The sequence below is a fragment of the Sellimonas intestinalis genome, from assembly GCF_001280875.1.
GTDB classification, from domain to species: domain Bacteria; phylum Bacillota; class Clostridia; order Lachnospirales; family Lachnospiraceae; genus Sellimonas; species Sellimonas intestinalis.
Genome location: NZ_LGAJ01000003.1, coordinates 179,411 through 195,616, shown reverse-complemented (window position 1 = coordinate 195,616; position 16,206 = coordinate 179,411). Strand labels below are relative to the sequence as shown.

Below are 16,206 nucleotides of genomic sequence, written 5' to 3'. Positions count from 1 at the left end.
CTGCTTCATACTTTTTGTATTTGCCAAGGCCTTTGGCAACCCGCTCTTTTTCTCGTCGCTTTTGTAAAGCAAAAAGAGGATACTCCTCTCAGGCTTATCCTCTTTATTATATCATAGTCCTTTATTCATTTAAAGCATTAATCCGCAAAATCGAATAAGGAGAGCTGATTGGATTCCGGCAGATCAGAAAGAAGTCCTAAGTCCGCCATCTTGTCGATGACCGTCTTACTTGCCTTGGTCCGCTGCCGGAAATCATCCTTGGACAGATATTTTCCGTCCCTGGATGCCTGTTCCACCGCCTCCGCCGCCTTATCTCCCATACCGTCGATACTGGAAAGAGGCGGCATGAGTTTTCCGTCAATAATCCGAAATTTGGTTGCCTTCGCCCGATAAATATCAATAGGTGTGAATTCCAGCCCTCTTGCGTACATTTCCTGCACGATCTTCATATCTTTCATCGTATCCTGCTCTTTTTTACTTAAGTGATCCTGACGACTCTTATACTCCCGGTAGTAATAATTTAGCGTCTCTTTGCCCTGACACATGATCTCGTAGGAAAAAGCATCCGCGCGGATCCCAAAATAAGCCGCATAATAAGCCAGCGGGTAGTTCACCTTACAGTAAGCGATCCTGTAAGCCATCATAACATAAGCCGCCGCATGGGCTTTCGGGAACATGTATTTGATCTTCTTGCAGGACCAGATGTACCAGTCCGGTACCCCGGCTTCCTTCATGGACTTCTCAAACTCCGGAGTCAGTCCCTTCCCTTTTCGCACCTTCTCCATAATAGTAAAGGAAAGCTCGCTGTCCATCCCTTTATTAATCAGATAGGTCATAATATCATCACGGGTACAGATGGCCGTAGAGATCGTCGCTTTCCCCTCCAGAATAAGAGTCTGGGCATTATTCAGCCACACATCGGTTCCGTGAGACAGTCCGGAAATCCGGATCAGGTCTGAAAGCGTCTTCGGCTTCGTATCCACCACCATCTGAATAACAAAATCCGTCCCAAATTCCGGGATGCCAAGGCAGCCAACCGGACATCCGTCAATATCCTCCGGCGTAATGCCAAGAGCCGATGTATTGGCAAACAGCGACATGACATCCGGGTCGTCCAATGGAATATCTCTGGCGTCAAAGACATGCTCTTTTCCATCGTATTCATTTTCCATCGCGTCCGAATTGATGAGCTCTTCGAGCGTCTTAATCATGGTCGGATCATCGTGTCCCAGAATATCGAGCTTTAACAGGTTGTGGTCGATGGAATGATAGTCAAAGTGGGTTGTGATAATGTCCGTCGTCATATCGTTGGCCGGATGCTGTACCGGAGTAAAGGAGTTGATATCCTCACCGTGGGGAAGAACAATGATTCCTCCCGGGTGCTGCCCCGTACTTCTGCGGATTCCAGTACATCCCTGCACGATCCGGTCAATTTCGCAATTCCGCTTTCTGCTTCCCCGTTCCTCATAATAATTCTTCACAAATCCAAAGGCCGTCTTATCTGCCAGGGTTCCGATGGTCCCGGCACGGAAGGTCTGCCCCTTTCCAAAAATAACCTCAGTATACTTATGCGCGTTACTTTGATAGTCTCCGGAGAAATTCAGGTCGATATCCGGCTCTTTGTTTCCCTTAAATCCAAGGAATGTCTCAAACGGAATATCAAATCCATCCTTAATCAGAGGATGTCCGCAGACCGGACAGTCCTTATCTTTCATGTCCCATCCACAGCCCCCGGCAAAAGCTCTCACTTCCTCCGAATCAAAATCACTGTAATGGCAATGCGGACAATAGTAATGCGGACTTAAGGGATTGACCTCCGTGATCCCAGCCATAGTAGCGACAAAGGAAGAACCGACGGATCCACGGGACCCTACCAGATAGCCGTCCTCATTGGATTTCCATACCAGCTTCTGGGCTATAATATACATCACGGCAAATCCGTTGGAGATAATAGAGTGAAGCTCTCTCTCCAATCGCTCCGTTACCACATCCGGAAGGTTCTCTCCGTACATCTCATGCGCCTTCTTATAACAGATATCCCGTAGCTGCTGGTCGGAATTGTCGATGACCGGGGGACACTTATCCGGCCGCACCGGAGAAATCTTCTCAATCATGTCCGCAATCTTATTCGGATTTTCAATCACGACTTCATGAGCCTTTGCCGTTCCCAGATAAGAAAACTCCTCCATCATCTCCTCCGTCGTATGGAGGTAAAGCGGTGCCTGCTCGTCGGCATCAGTAAATCCTTTTCCTGCCATAATAATTCTCCGGTACACCTCGTCTTCCGGATCGAGAAAATGCACATCGCAGGTCGCCACCACCGGCTTTTGGAACTTCTCCCCCAGCCGGACGATCTTTCGGTTCAAATCCCGTAAGTCTTCCTCGCTTCTTACATTAGACACCCGGTCGCTCGCAATCATAAAGCGGTTATTCCCGATTGGCTGAATCTCAAGATAATCGTAAAAATCCACAAGCTTCGCGATCTGCTCCTCGGACTTTCCGTTTAATACTGCCTGAAACAGCTCTCCCGCCTCACAGGCGCTTCCGATGATAAGCCCTTCCCGGTACCGCAGGAATTCGCTCTTCGGAATCCTTGGCATCCTGGAAAAATACTGGAGATGGGACATGGAAACCAGACGATACAGATTCACACGTCCGGTCTCGTTTTTTGCCAGAATCACCGCATGATGAGATGGGAGCTTTCTGATGGCATCGGGATTCATGGAGCCAAACTGGTTAAGCTCCTTTAATGTATCGATCTCCCGTTCTTTCAGCATCTCCACAAAACGGACGAAGATCTCTGCCGTCGCCCCGGCGTCATCCACCGCCCGATGGTGGTTTTCCAGAGAGATATTCAGTGCCTTTGCCACTACATTTAATTTATATTTAGAAAGGGTTGGCAACAAAACCCTGGCAAGCGCTACCGTATCCAGGGAGATGAACTCCCGCTCAATCTCCTGGTATCTGCAGTTCTGCTCAATGAAACTGACATCAAATCCGGCATTATGGGCTACCAGGACAGCATCCCCTATAAAGTCCAGAAACTTCGGCAGCACAACATCGATCGTCTCCGCATCCACCACCATATCATCGGTGATACTCGTAAGCTGTGTAATCTTAAACGGAATCGGAATCTTGGGATTGACAAAGGTACTGAACCGCTCCGTGATAACGCCTCTCTCCACCTTGACCGCCCCGATCTCAATGATCTTGTCCTGGATCGGGCTGAACCCTGTCGTCTCCAGATCAAAGACCACATAGGTGCCATCAAGGGACTGACTCCCGGCACCCGGAGCGATCTCTGTCAAATCATCCACCAGGTATGCCTCCACCCCGTAGATAATCTTAAACGGATCTTCTTTATCAAGAGACTGGATGAAATGATTGGCGTCCGGGAACGCCTGCACTACTCCATGATCTGTAATAGCAATAGCCTTATGCCCCCAGTCGTGCGCCCTCTTAACAATGTCATTCACCTCTGACACTCCGTCCATGTCGCTCATCTTCGTATGGCAGTGAAGCTCCACCCTCTTTTCCGGATAAAGATCCTTTCTCGATACGGTAAAATCATGGATCTTTCGGATCCCTGTCACGGATCCAATCGTCAATTCACCATCAAATTTGTCGATAGTGGTGATTCCCTTGACCTTTAAAAAACTTCCTTTCTTGATATCGCCAAGAAGATCCGGAAGCTGATCGTTTCTGGCAAACATCTTCACTGTAATCGTATCGGTAAAATCAGTAACGGCAAACATGAGGATCGTCTTTTCATTCCGGATCTCCCTCGTATCGAAGCTGATAACCTTTCCGCGGATCGTGATCTCACCCATCTCGCCCACCACCTGGGAAAGCTCTATCGGTGTATCGTCAAAGTCCCTCCCGTAAATCATATTCGGATCGTCGGACTTTCTGAAATCCCGTCTCATAATCGGCTTTTTCATCTCTTTTCCAAACCGCTTCTCTTTCGGCATCTTCGGAACAGGCGGAGACTTCTCCTTTCCAGAATCATTTCCACCATTCTCTGATTCCCCGGCTTTCTTCTGTTTCTCTTTTCTGAGCGCTTCATTCCGCTCAATGATCTCATCCACTTCTGCCTGAAGCAAAAGATCGTTAAATTCCAGCGCGCTCTTCTTTTTCGGCGGCAGATAGCCTACCTTTACCGAAAGCGGCACATGAAATCGATTGTTAAACACTTCCAGCAGCAAATTGACGATGGAATCCTTTTTCCCTTCGGCTACGATAGAATTCTGAAGCTTTAAATTGAGCACACCGTCCTCAAACTCGCAGTCCGCATGTTCAAACATACTACGCTCCACTGCGCTTCTTTGCTCCAACTCCAGAAGAATACTTTCGTAATATTCATTCATCAGATTCTCCGGTGTATACTGCCCGGAAAGCTGATAGCTCTCCAGAATCTCTACCTGAATTGACGAGCGGTCAAAAAGCTGATGCTTGATCGAATACTCCAGCTCATAAATCTTTTTTTTCTGTAATAAATGAGTAGAAAACAAATAAATCCGAATAAAATCTCTCGTTGAATTTGTAGCAACCTTGGTAACCCGCACATCTTTCAGAAGAAACCTGACATCTTCCGGAAGATTTAATGTCGGAAATACCTCAAAAAAGTCTTTTCCCATATACTAAGCACTCTCAATCTTTGTTCCAGTGTAAGAGCTCCTCCCGAAGCGCCGGTAAAAGCTCGTCCTCTTTTAGCTTCTTTATAATCTGCCCTTTTTTGATGAGAAGGCCTTCCCCGATTCCGCCCGCAATTCCAATATCTGCTTCCTTTGCTTCTCCCGGTCCGTTGACCACGCACCCCATGACGGCCACTTTCACATCGTCAAGGGGAATATCCTGTACCATATCTTCCACCTGGTTGGCAAGTCCGATCAGATCAATCCGCGTCCTTCCGCAGGTCGGACAGGATACTACCTCGATTCCTCCTTTTCTAAGTCCCAGCGTCCTCAAAATAAGCTTTGCTGATTTGATCTCTTCCAACGGGTCTCCGGTCAGGGACACCCGAATCGTATTACCGATTCCCTGATACAGAATAATCCCAAGACCGATGGAGGATTTTACATTTCCAGAAAGGATCGTTCCCGCCTCTGTAATTCCTACATGAAGCGGATACGCACACTGTGGCGCCAACAGCTCATGTGCCTTGACGCACATAAGGACGTCAGATGCCTTGATGCTTACAACCAGATTGTTGTAACCCAGTTCCTCGATCATATGTACCTTATCAAGGGCACTCTCCACAAGCCCCTCTGCGGTCACACCGCTGTACTTCTCCACAAGATCCTTCTCCAAAGAACCGCTGTTGACTCCCACACGGATTGGCACCTGGTATTCCTTTGCCTTGTCCACAACCATCTTCACCCTATCCCGACCGCCGATGTTGCCCGGATTGATCCGAATCTTATCCGCCCCGTTTTCTATGGCAGCGATGGCAAGTCGGTAGTCAAAGTGAATATCCGCCACCAGCGGAATGTGAATCTGTTTCTTAATCTCACTAAGCGCCTTTGCGGCCTCCATCGTCGGAACCGCACACCGGATGATCTCGCATCCTGCCTTTTCCAGAGCGAGAATCTGGTTGACCGTAGCCCCTACATCTTCCGTCTTCGTATTTGTCATGGACTGGATGGCAACTGGATAGCTGCCTCCGATCTTTATATTTCCAATCTGAATTACTTTCGTCTGTCTTCGCAGCATGATCTTCCTCCTTTACATGAATAAAATCCCCTCTACCCAAGTCACACGCTATATCCGTCTTCCTGTATAGAGGGGAAATCATCTATCTTTTATCAAATATCATCTGTTCACCGTACTCCCGGTCTGTCAGTGTCAGCGTCTGGCGCTCCATGCTGTAGTCGAACGACGTCACAAACCTGGAAAGCGCTGTCTGAAGCACACTCTCTGTGAGCTTTCCATCGTGCTTCTTTAAAATCTCTTCGATCTCACTTGGCTGAAGCCCCTTTATCACCAGCGTCTTCTCGGATTTATCCACCTGACAGTCCATCGTTACTTCAAGTCCTGACACTTCCTGGAGATTCTGAAACAAAAGCTTGACTTTATCATCATTTTGAATTGTCATAGTAATATTGTCATCCTGGTACTCCCAGGTCCCCGCAATCGGATTTCTTGCAAAGGACCGGATCAGGAAATACGCTGCAACAATAATGATGAGAATAGTCGCCGTCCAGATCACAATCCTGAACAAAAAGCTTCTCTCTTTTTCATCATTTTTGGCAATTAACATCTGGATAACCTCCATCTTTCTTCTTCCATTATTCTAAGTAAATTATAAAATTTTTATGCACCTCTGTCAACACGGGATTCTTTTCGTCTGTTTTGTTTCTTTTCGGCACTTTTGCCATAATCTGTGTTGCATTACGGCACAGTTCCTGTTTTACCCATGCATCTATTGCTAAAATGTAGCCACACTAAAGATAGGAGGCTATATATGGGGTTTTCAAAAAGGCTAAAATTACTTCGAAAAAACGCAGACGTTACTCAGGATGAGCTGGCACAATATCTCCAGGTATCCCGCTCCACCATTGCAGGATACGAGACGAAAAACCGACAGCCAGACTATGACAAACTATATATGATTGCACAGTTTTTTCATGTCAGTACCGATTATCTCATTTCCGGCAGCGACATCCGCCCGGTGGAAGTGTCAACCGTCGATTCATCTATGAATGAGCGGATGCTGAAATATCATCTTCGGACAATCTATGCCACGTTGTCGCTCAAATCCAAGCAGGATCTTCTGGAATATGCCAGACTCCTCGCCATGCGAGACGAGCATTAGATGGCCTTCCCTGGATATCTCTCATCAGCATGAAAGGAGGAATCACCTGTTTGATTCCTCCTTTTTTTATGTTACGACTTCAGAATCTCCTCAAGAGCCTCATAGAGCGTCTCCATCTCCTCTTCGGTCCCGATAGTGATCCGAAGATACTCCCGGATCTTTGACTGATTCCAATGTCTGACATAGATCTGTCTCTGTCGCAGCGCTTGAAACAGCACTTCCCCATCGTACTTCGGATGCCGTGCGAAAAGGAAGTTTGCGCTGGAATCCGGAAATTCAAAACCAAGGGCAGCCATCCTTCTCTTTGTCCGCTCTCTCGTGGCAATAATCTGACTTGTCGTCTTCTGGAAGTATGTCTCATCCTCCACTGCTTTTGTCCCACAAAGAATAGCAAGAGCAGACAGGGTGTAGGAATTAAACGAATACTTTACATCCAGAAGCCACCTGATGAGCCGTTCGTTTCCAATAGCAAACCCAATCCTCACACCTGCCATGGATCTGGATTTTGAGAAAGTCTGCGTAACAAGCAGATTTTCATAGCGGTCAACTAAGGAAACTGCCGATGGCTTCCCAGCGAAATCGATGTATGCCTCATCCACGATCACCACCACACCCGGATTCTCTTTTAGTATCTTCTCAATCACATCAAGACTCTCATACAGTCCTGTAGGTGCGTTGGGATTCGCAAGGATGATGCCGCCGTTTTCTCCGCAATAGTCTTCTGCTCTGATGTGCATGGTTCCATCCAGAGACGGGCATGTATACGGAACCCTGTAAAGCTCGGCCCATACCTTGTAAAAAGAGTAGGTAATATCCGGAAACAAAACCGGCTTTCCGGAATTGAAAAATGTTAAAAAACTCATGGCCAGCACATCGTCCGACCCAACGCCCACAAACACCTGCTCCGGCCGCACCTGATAACGGCTGGCAAGACATTCTGTCAACATTTTGATCTCCGGATCAGGATACATCCGAAGCTTCTCCGGGTCCATCTGATGCAGCATCTCCATTGCTCCAGGAGCCGGTGGGTATGGATTTTCATTTGTATTAAGTTTAATGACTTTCTGACGCGGCTGCTCCCCCGGGACATACGGCGTCACGTGTCTGATATTTGCTTCCAGTCCCATAGGCTTACTCCATTTCCCGGTACTCCGCCGCCAATTTTTCAAACTTCGGGAGAGACCGAACGATGGTGTCGTATGCAACGCAGTAGGCAAGCCTTACAAATCCCGGACATCCAAAAGAACTCCCCGGCACCAGTAAAAGATTGTACTTTTTGGCTCTTGTGCAAAATTCTTTCTCATCTTCCACTGGAGATTTGACGAAGAGGTAGAAAGCACCCTCCGGCTTAATACAGGAAAATCCTGCCTTTTTCAGTCCTTCATAGAGGGTCTCCCGGTTCCGGTCATAAAATGCAAGATCCGCTTTTTCGTTTAGGCATCTCGCCACTGCTTTTTGCTGAAGGGTCGGGGCATTGACAAAGCCTAAAATTCTCGTCGCCACATTGGCAGCCGAGATCACTTCCTCACTGTCCGTCACTTCATCTGGGATAACCAGATATCCAATTCGCTCTCCCGGCAAGGACAGCGACTTACTGAATGAATATCCGATAATCGTATTGTCATAGTATTTTGTCAAAAACGGCACTCTGGCCCCACCGTACACAAGCTCCCTGTATGGTTCGTCTGAGATCAGATAGATATCCGTTCCATACTCTTTCTGCTTCGCCTCCAAAATAGCAGCCAGCCTTTTGATGGTCTCTTCCCCGTAAACAACGCCGGTCGGATTGTTTGGATTGTTGACAATCACCGCCTTTGTTTTGGGGGATATTTTTTCTTCAAACTCCACAAGTTTTGGCTGAAATGTCTCCGTATCCGGGGAAATCTCCACCAGCACACCGTCATAATTATTAACATAGCTTCGGTATTCTCCAAAATACGGTGCGAACACAATGACCTCATCCCCAGGATTTATAAGTGTCTTTAATATCACGTTCAGTCCTCCCGCCGCTCCGACTGTCATAGTAATATTCTTCCCTTCAAAAGATGTGCCATACCGTTCGTTTAAGTTTCTTGCTACCGCCTCCCTGACGTCTGCATAACCGGCGTTACTGTTCGTATAACCATGAAGCTCCACCGGATCTTCTTCTAAAAGGACGTCCTTCATTGCTTTTGTCAGTGCCTCCGGAGCCGGAATATTCGGATTTCCGAGGCTGAAATCATAGACATTCTCCGGCCCGTAAATCTGAGCCAGACGGTTTCCTTCCTCAAACATCGCACGGATTGCGGAGCTGTTCGCTACCATCTCTTTCATCTTTTCTGCAATCATTCTGATACCTCCAGTACTTTTGTTACGATTCCTTTTTCAAGCAGCATTACCGGCTTGTAGGAGAGCTTCGCCTTTCTCAGCCCCTCCTCCCCGGCATCGTCCTCTCTGTTGACATAGCGGTATCCCTTACACTCATGCTCCACAAACTGCTGGTTGATCATGGTGTATGCCCCGGGCACTTCTGCAAATGCCTTTTCGATATGCACGACAAAGGTGTCCTCGCTTACTGGTTCCCCTACAGTAAACGCGACAATCTCACTATGGACACGCAGAACTCCTCCCCTTAAATGGAGTTCACGGAACAGCCGCAGGGAATTGAGTGTTACGCACATCTCACAGTTTTTCTCCTCGTCATCTTCACATCCGTTTTCGTTTCTCCACTTGAGCGCCATCTGAAAACATTCCTCCAGATTATCCTCTTCAAGTGGTTCATAAGCCCAGTCTTCATAGGTAGCTTTGAACTTATTGATATGATTACGCTTTCCATGGAGCTTTTTCCCGGAAAGCGTGCAAAGCTTCTCCGACTCGTAAATATAGTCAGCCGCGTCCCTGTCGTACTCAATCTGATATCTTCCCGGATACCAGCTATCCAGAAGCGCAAACTGCGCTTCGGAAAGTCCGTACATCAGAAACTCTCCGCCATGTTTTTCACAGTACATTTCCATCTGAGGGATCAGCTCTCTGATCTCCTCCTCAGAACCCGCCGGCCATGCAAATCCATAGCCGCGCTCGTCCTCCTCCCGGAATAAGAGCGCTTTCCCGGTGTCGGCAAATTTCAGATTGTAATGTCTTCCCCAGAGCAACACCCCGAAAAATGTCCGGTCACAGCTTCTTTCCGGGTATTTCCGGAAGTACTCCTCAATGAGCTTCTGATCTTCTATTCCGACACGCTTAAAATTCCATTCATCCATCCTGTCTCTACCTTCTTTTCTTTTACCCAAAATGCAAAAGCCCTACATCCGGGTCATACCGGTATAGGGCATCCTGCCTGTTAGTTTTCCTGCATATTCGCCAGCTTCGCCGCCTGGTCCGCAGCGATCAGCGAATCGATGATTTCATCCAGATCTCCGTTTAAAATCGTATCCAGCTTGTGAAGCGTAAGCTTAATCCTGTGGTCTGTCACACGGCCCTGCGGGAAATTGTAAGTCCGGATCTTCTCGGAGCGGTCTCCGGTTCCGACCTGGCTTCTTCTGGCCTCAGTTTCCGCATCGTGCTGCTTTTCCTGCTCCAGCTCGTATAGTCTCGCACGCAGTACTTTCAGTGCTTTATCCTTATTCTTGAGCTGAGACTTCTCATCCTGACAGGAAATAACGATTCCGGTCGGAAGATGAGTCAAACGCACAGCAGAGTCCGTTGTATTGACACACTGTCCCCCATTGCCGGAAGCACGGAATACGTCGAACTTACAGTCATTCATATCAATCTGAACATCTACCTCTTCTGCTTCAGGCATGATGGCAACGGTAATGGTTGAAGTATGGATCCGACCGCCGCTTTCTGTCTCCGGCACACGCTGTACCCGGTGTACACCACTTTCGTATTTCAGTCTGGAGTACGCTCCCTGTCCGGAAATCATAAAGACCACTTCCTTGAAGCCTCCGATACCATTCTCGTTGAGGGAAATCATCTCACACTTCCATCTTCTCCGCTCTGCGTAATGAATATACATCCGGTAAATCTCCGCCGCAAATAAAGCCGCCTCATCTCCTCCGGCTCCGGCACGGATTTCAACAATGACGTTCTTATCGTCGTTCGGATCCTTTGGAAGAAGCAGAATCTTCATCTCATGCTCCAGCTCCTCCAGGCGTCTTCTGGCGTCGGAAAGTTCCTCCTTTAAAAGCTCCCGCATTTCCTCATCGCTTTCATCTTCCAGCATGGACAGACTGTCGTCGATGGTCTCATTGCATGTCTTGTATTCTTTATATGCCTCCACAATCGGAACCAGGTCGTTCTGTTCTTTCATCAGACTGCGAAACCGTGCCTGATCGTTGACAACATCCGGTTCCTGAAGCTCTCCCATGATTTCTTCAAAACGAATCAGCAAATCTTCCAGTTTGTCAAACATTTGTTAATTCCTCCTCATTTTCTCTTGCTTTATTGTACACGCCGCCTACTACACGGTCAAGCCCTGCCAGATCCTTTTTTACCCGGATCTGCTCAAAACCTGCCTCCTTAAAAAGCCCTGATACCTCTTCTGCCTGATCGTACCCGATCTCAAAGAGAAGGCTTCCTCCCTTTCGTAAATACAGTTCGGCCTCAGAGATCATACGACGGTAAAAATACAGCCCGTCCTCTTTTCCATCCAGTGCCTCGTATGGATCATAGAGCCTCACTTCTTCCTGAAGCTTTTCGATCTCCTCTGTCCGGATATAAGGCGGATTGGAAACAATCAGATCATAGTCTCCCTCAATCTTTTCAAACAGATCACTTTTAAAAAATGTACATCGTTCTTTCGAGATACCAAGCTTCTCCCGATTCATCTCGGCGACTTTCAGAGCGTCCCCTGAGAGATCCGATCCGACTCCCCTTCTTCTTTCATCCATCTTTAGCAGACTTAAAAGGACGCAGCCTGATCCGGTACAGACGTCCAGAATCCGCTCTGCCTTACTCTGTCTCGCCACACGGTCTGCCTCCTCCACAAGGATTTCCGTATCCTGCCTTGGAATCAATACCGTCTCATCCACGGCAAAAGGATATCCCATGAATTCCTGGACTCCTGTAATGTGCTGAAGTGGAATCCTCTCCCCTCTTCTTTTGATGTACTCTTCATATGCTTTCCGTTTGGCGGAATCCATCTCTTCCTGATCCCTTACATAATACTGGGTTTTTGTCATCCCTGTGACATACTCAAGCAGAAACCAGGCATCCAGATCTGCTTCCGGAATACCGGCATGTCTAAGTATTTCTTTTCCCCAGTTCCAGACTTCCCGATATGTCATACCTTCTCCTTTTCTTCCTGATCTGCCGGTCCGGACGGGAAATTCTCCATGAGATAAGCCCGCCAGTCAAAAACCGCCTCCACAGAGGCGATGGCCACTTCAATCATGGAGTCGTCCGGCTCTTTCGTCGTCAGTCTCTGAAGCATCAGCCCCGGCTTACTGAGGAAATTCACCACTGGATGGTCGCTGCTGCCTGCCACACGGATGATCTCATAGGAGATCCCTGCAATGATCGGTAGGAGCGCGATCCGGATCACCACACGCAGAATGTGGGACTCGGTCTTTACAAAGAACAACAACACAATGCCCACGATCATAACAAACATCAGGAAGCTGGTTCCGCACCGCTTGTGCTCCTTCGAACTCACCCGGACATTCTCTACCGTAAGCGGCAGCCCGTGCTCAATGCAGTTGATACATTTATGCTCTGCTCCGTGATACTGATAGAGCCGTCTGATATCCTCCATCCTGGAGATCAGCCAGATATACGCCACAAAAATCGCTATCCGGATGACTCCTTCCAGAATAATTCGTACCAGATACGATGGAATCACCTTACGAAACAGATTGGAAATCCCGTATGGAAGAACCATAAAAATCGCAATGGCAAGCACAAAGGACACTACCATCACAATCCCATTCATGATTCTATCCGCCCTCTCCTTTTTTCCTGCTTCCTGCTCTGTCAGAATGTCTTCCTCCTCTTCAAACCCGGCAGACCAGGTGAGCGTCCTCATTCCAAGAACCATAGAATCAATAAATTGAAAAATCCCCCGGACAAACGGAATCTTTAGCAGACTATGGTAATTCCCGACTATACTTCGATAGTCCTCCCGGTCGATCTCAATCTCCCCGTCAGGCTTTCGCACCGCCACGGCATAGCGGTCTTTGTGCTTCATCATCACACCCTCCAAAACCGCCTGTCCTCCTATATTTGATGACTTCATAAGTAATACCTCTTTCTATCTGGCTTCAGGCTTTTACCGGAATGAAAAAGAGCTGAGATGTAAAAACCTCAGCCCTGTACTTCTGAATCTTATTTGCTTTCGATTCCGTATTTCTTGTTAAACTTATCAACACGGCCACGAGCCTGAGTTGCTTTCTGCTGTCCTGTGTAGAATGGATGGCATTTGGAGCAGATTTCAACGTGGATATCTTCCTTTGTGGAACCTGTTACAAATGTATTCCCACAGTTGCATGTTACAGTAGCCTGATGATATACTGGATGGATTCCTTCTTTCATGTTTTCACCTCTTCTTGCTTTTATTGTCTCACACAGAATTCTCTGTGACTAATTGTCTCTTAAACAGCGGATTCATTGTATCACACCTGTATTGCTTTTGCAAGCATTTTTTAAATAAACTTCATTTTTTTCACTTTCTGAACCAGTTCAGAGTTTTGCTTCGTCTGCTGAAACAAATTAAGAATCGTATCCACAGCCTCGTCAGATTTCATGCCGTTTAAACCACGCCGCATGATATAGACTGCATCCTGCTCATCCTGGGTAAGAAGAAGATCTTCCCGTCTTGTCCCGGATTTCGGAATATCGATGGCCGGGAACATTCTCTTTTCGGAGAGCCTGCGATCCAGAACAAGCTCCATATTGCCGGTTCCTTTGAATTCCTCATAGATGACATCATCCATCTTGCTTCCGGTATCCACAAGGGCTGTCGCAAGAATTGTCAGACTTCCGCCCTCTCTCATATTTCTGGCTGCTCCGAAGAAACGTTTCGGCATATGCAGTGCGGCCGGATCCAGACCTCCGGAGAGGGTACGTCCGCTCGGCGGCACGACCAAGTTGTATGCTCTTGCCAGTCTCGTGATACTATCCAGAAGGATGATAACGTCCTTTTTGTGCTCCACAAGACGCTTCGCGCGCTCGATAAGCATCTCGGACACCCGCTTATGATGCTCCGGCAGCTCGTCAAAAGTAGAGTAGATGACTTCCACATTCTTACCGCGGATCGTCTCCTTGATATCCGTTACCTCTTCCGGGCGTTCGTCAATCAAAAGCACAAGAAGATGCATTTCCGGATTATTTCGCAAAACAGAGAGCGCTACTTCCTTTAATAAGGTCGTCTTTCCGGCTTTCGGCGGGGAAACGATCATTCCTCTTTGTCCTTTCCCGATCGGAGAAAGAAGATCCACAATCCGCATCGATGTACTGCTGCGCTCATTTTCCAGTTTCAGTCTTTCATTTGGAAAAATCGGCGTCATATCTTCGAAGTTACGTCTTTTTACCGCAATCGCCGGCGGCAGTCCGTTGATCTTTGTTACAAATAACAGAGCGCTGAATTTCTCAGACTGAGTCTTGATTCTGGTGTTTCCGGAAACAATGTCTCCTGTCTTTAATCCGAATTTACGAATCTGGGATGGAGACACATAAACATCATTCTCCCCCGGAAGATAATTTTCACAGCGGATAAATCCATAGCCGTCTGGAAGGACTTCCAGAATCCCGTGGGCGGTGATACCGCTGTCCAAGTCTGCAAGCTCCAGTACAGCGCTTTTCTCCGTTCTTCCCTCATCCCGTTGCGTATGCTCGTGCTCACGCCGTACTTCTCTTACAGATTCCGTTTTTTCGGTCTCTGTCTCTTCCGTGTTTTGCGTTTTTCTATCCTCTTCAAGGAGCCGGTCAATCAGCTCTGACTTTTTCAGTGTTGATGTTCCTTTAAGTCCCCTCGCCTTTGCTACGTCTTTGAGTACTGCCAGTGAAAGTGTTTCATATTTTTCTTTCATATCCATCATATTCTGTTTTCCTTTCTATTCCGGTCTGTGGGGAAAATAGTCTGACTAGACCTATGTGACTTAATGCATCAAGTATACATCACATTTTTAAAATTGAAAAGTCTTTTTTCAAAATTTAATTGCACCCCCGTTTTATCAATGGTATGATGGAAGAGATGAACAAAAATGACAGTACATTAAAATAGAGAAGAAAAGGGGATCGAAATGGCTGAAAATCATACATTGGAAAAAGCATTGAACATGCATGAAATCTGGAATGGTAAGATCGAGACAACGGCAAAGGCGCATGTCCGGTCACGGGAGGATCTTGCGGTAGCATACACCCCGGGCGTCGCGGAGCCCTGTAAGGTCATCGCCAAAGACCCGGAGGCCGCATACAAATATACAATGAAGGCAAATACCGTGGCGGTTGTCTCAGACGGAAGCGCAGTTCTTGGACTTGGCAACATCGGTGCCCTGGCCGCCATGCCGGTAATGGAGGGAAAAGCTGTCCTCTTCAAGGAATTCGGAGGGGTTAACGCTGTACCGATCTGTCTTGATACTCAGGATACGGAGGAGATCATCCGTACGGTTGTCAATCTTGCTCCTGCTTTTGGCGGGATCAACCTGGAGGATATTTCCGCGCCAAGATGTTTTGAGGTCGAGGAGCGTTTAAAGGAGCTTCTTGACATTCCGGTCTTCCACGACGACCAGCACGGGACTGCTATCGTCGTCCTGGCCGGAGTTATCAATGCACTGAAAGTCGTAGGAAAAACAAAGGAGAATTGCCGTGTAGTCGTAAACGGTGCCGGCTCGGCCGGAGTTGCCATCACAAAACTTCTTCTGACTTACGGATTTTCCTACATTACGATGTGTGATATCAACGGTACGATCTGCCGGGATTCAAAACATCTCAACTGGATGCAGCAGAAAATGGCCGAGGTGACAAACCCGGATCAGCTCCACGGCACGCTCGCTGACGCACTAAAAGGTGCGGATATTTTCATCGGGGTATCCGCTCCGAACATCGTTACCAAAGAGATGGTGGCGTCTATGAACAGCGACGCGATCCTCTTCGCCATGGCAAACCCGGTACCGGAGATCATGCCGGATCTGGCAAAAGAAGCAGGCGCCAGAGTGGTCGGGACAGGCCGGAGTGACTTCCCAAACCAGGTCAACAATGTTATCGCTTTCCCAGGTATTTTCCGAGGTGCTTTGGAAGGACGTGCTTCTCAGATCACCGAGGAGATGAAGCTGGCAGCCGCCAATGCCATCGCGTCACTTATAGGCGAGAACCAATTAAGCGACACCAATATCCTGCCGGAAGCTTTTGACCCACGTGTAGCTGATGCTGTAAGCGCCGCCATCAAGGCCCTGATCCGTTAGGATGGAGAGAAG

At 47.8% G+C, this 16,206-nt stretch carries 13 protein-coding genes; 2 read left to right on the top strand and 11 right to left on the bottom strand.

The features are described from left to right. Positions 1 to 137: 137 nt before the first annotated feature. The 3 genes from AOA56_RS01720 to AOA56_RS01710 form a co-directional block, all read right to left on the bottom strand. A complete protein-coding gene (locus tag AOA56_RS01720; protein WP_053768803.1) occupies positions 138 to 4,637 on the bottom strand; it encodes a PolC-type DNA polymerase III in 4,500 nt (1,499 codons plus the stop codon). A gap of 13 nt (positions 4,638 to 4,650) precedes the next feature. Then, complete coding sequence (gene ispG, locus AOA56_RS01715) at positions 4,651 to 5,712, bottom strand: flavodoxin-dependent (E)-4-hydroxy-3-methylbut-2-enyl-diphosphate synthase (protein WP_048622031.1); 1,062 nt, start codon at positions 5,710 to 5,712, stop codon at positions 4,651 to 4,653. Between the two features lie 82 nt (positions 5,713 to 5,794). Continuing rightward, the gene (locus AOA56_RS01710) at positions 5,795 to 6,259 is read right to left on the bottom strand and encodes a hypothetical protein (RefSeq protein ID WP_069956215.1); all 465 of its coding nucleotides are present in this window, start codon (positions 6,257 to 6,259) and stop codon (positions 5,795 to 5,797) included. 204 nt (positions 6,260 to 6,463) lie between these two features. Between AOA56_RS01710 and AOA56_RS01705 the strand changes: the two genes are divergently transcribed. After that, positions 6,464 to 6,814 carry a helix-turn-helix domain-containing protein gene (locus AOA56_RS01705; RefSeq protein WP_024732929.1) on the top strand — a complete coding sequence of 117 codons (351 nt, stop codon included), beginning with the start codon at positions 6,464 to 6,466 and terminating at the stop codon, positions 6,812 to 6,814. A gap of 71 nt (positions 6,815 to 6,885) precedes the next feature. Here AOA56_RS01705 and hisC read toward each other — a convergent pair whose 3' ends face one another. From hisC to rho, 8 genes are all read right to left on the bottom strand, one after another. Further along, complete coding sequence (gene hisC, locus AOA56_RS01700) at positions 6,886 to 7,941, bottom strand: histidinol-phosphate transaminase (RefSeq protein ID WP_024732930.1); 1,056 nt, start codon at positions 7,939 to 7,941, stop codon at positions 6,886 to 6,888. 4 nt (positions 7,942 to 7,945) lie between these two features. Next, positions 7,946 to 9,142, bottom strand: coding sequence for a pyridoxal phosphate-dependent aminotransferase (locus AOA56_RS01695; protein WP_024732931.1), 1,197 nt, complete (start codon positions 9,140 to 9,142; stop codon positions 7,946 to 7,948). After that, positions 9,139 to 10,053, bottom strand: a complete 915-nt coding sequence (locus tag AOA56_RS01690) for a DUF2156 domain-containing protein (RefSeq protein ID WP_053768802.1) — start codon at positions 10,051 to 10,053, stop codon at positions 9,139 to 9,141. Before AOA56_RS01690 ends, AOA56_RS01695 begins: the two co-directional genes overlap by 4 nt. 80 nt (positions 10,054 to 10,133) lie before the next feature. Next, positions 10,134 to 11,207 carry a peptide chain release factor 1 gene (gene prfA, locus AOA56_RS01685; protein ID WP_024732933.1) on the bottom strand — a complete coding sequence of 358 codons (1,074 nt, stop codon included), beginning with the start codon at positions 11,205 to 11,207 and terminating at the stop codon, positions 10,134 to 10,136. Beyond that, entirely contained in the window at positions 11,200 to 12,081 is an 882-nt protein-coding gene (gene prmC, locus AOA56_RS01680) for a peptide chain release factor N(5)-glutamine methyltransferase (RefSeq protein ID WP_024732934.1), read from the bottom strand. The genes prfA and prmC overlap by 8 nt, the downstream gene beginning before the upstream one ends. Then, entirely contained in the window at positions 12,078 to 13,028 is a 951-nt protein-coding gene (locus tag AOA56_RS01675; RefSeq protein WP_053768801.1) for a DUF1385 domain-containing protein, read from the bottom strand. Before AOA56_RS01675 ends, prmC begins: the two co-directional genes overlap by 4 nt. Before the next feature lie 89 nt (positions 13,029 to 13,117). Further along, positions 13,118 to 13,324: a 50S ribosomal protein L31 gene (gene rpmE / locus AOA56_RS01670; protein WP_024732936.1), complete on the bottom strand. Its 207-nt coding sequence runs from the start codon at positions 13,322 to 13,324 to the stop codon at positions 13,118 to 13,120. A gap of 110 nt (positions 13,325 to 13,434) precedes the next feature. Continuing rightward, on the bottom strand, positions 13,435 to 14,820 hold the full coding sequence (gene rho, locus AOA56_RS01665) for a transcription termination factor Rho (RefSeq protein WP_024732937.1): 1,386 nt from the start codon (positions 14,818 to 14,820) through the stop codon (positions 13,435 to 13,437). 213 nt (positions 14,821 to 15,033) lie between these two features. Between rho and AOA56_RS01660 the strand changes: the two genes are divergently transcribed. Further along, the gene (locus tag AOA56_RS01660) at positions 15,034 to 16,194 is read left to right on the top strand and encodes an NAD(P)-dependent malic enzyme (RefSeq protein WP_024732938.1); all 1,161 of its coding nucleotides are present in this window, start codon (positions 15,034 to 15,036) and stop codon (positions 16,192 to 16,194) included. Positions 16,195 to 16,206: the final 12 nt, after the last annotated feature.

Bases quoted from the DNA above. Each gene is read 5' to 3' on its own strand.
- AOA56_RS01660 (WP_024732938.1), top strand. From the start codon at position 15,034: ATGGCTGAAAATCATACATTGGAAAAAGCATTGAACATGCATGAAATC.
- AOA56_RS01690 (WP_053768802.1), bottom strand. From the start codon at position 10,053: ATGGATGAATGGAATTTTAAGCGTGTCGGAATAGAAGATCAGAAGCTC.
- AOA56_RS01695 (WP_024732931.1), bottom strand. From the start codon at position 9,142: ATGATTGCAGAAAAGATGAAAGAGATGGTAGCGAACAGCTCCGCAATC.
- AOA56_RS01675 (WP_053768801.1), bottom strand. From the start codon at position 13,028: ATGAAGTCATCAAATATAGGAGGACAGGCGGTTTTGGAGGGTGTGATG.
- ispG (WP_048622031.1), bottom strand. From the start codon at position 5,712: ATGCTGCGAAGACAGACGAAAGTAATTCAGATTGGAAATATAAAGATC.
- prfA (WP_024732933.1), bottom strand. From the start codon at position 11,207: ATGTTTGACAAACTGGAAGATTTGCTGATTCGTTTTGAAGAAATCATG.
- rho (WP_024732937.1), bottom strand. From the start codon at position 14,820: ATGAAAGAAAAATATGAAACACTTTCACTGGCAGTACTCAAAGACGTA.
- hisC (WP_024732930.1), bottom strand. From the start codon at position 7,941: ATGGGACTGGAAGCAAATATCAGACACGTGACGCCGTATGTCCCGGGG.
- AOA56_RS01710 (WP_069956215.1), bottom strand. From the start codon at position 6,259: ATGTTAATTGCCAAAAATGATGAAAAAGAGAGAAGCTTTTTGTTCAGG.
- AOA56_RS01705 (WP_024732929.1), top strand. From the start codon at position 6,464: ATGGGGTTTTCAAAAAGGCTAAAATTACTTCGAAAAAACGCAGACGTT.
- rpmE (WP_024732936.1), bottom strand. From the start codon at position 13,324: ATGAAAGAAGGAATCCATCCAGTATATCATCAGGCTACTGTAACATGC.
- prmC (WP_024732934.1), bottom strand. From the start codon at position 12,081: ATGACATATCGGGAAGTCTGGAACTGGGGAAAAGAAATACTTAGACAT.
- AOA56_RS01720 (WP_053768803.1), bottom strand. From the start codon at position 4,637: ATGGGAAAAGACTTTTTTGAGGTATTTCCGACATTAAATCTTCCGGAA.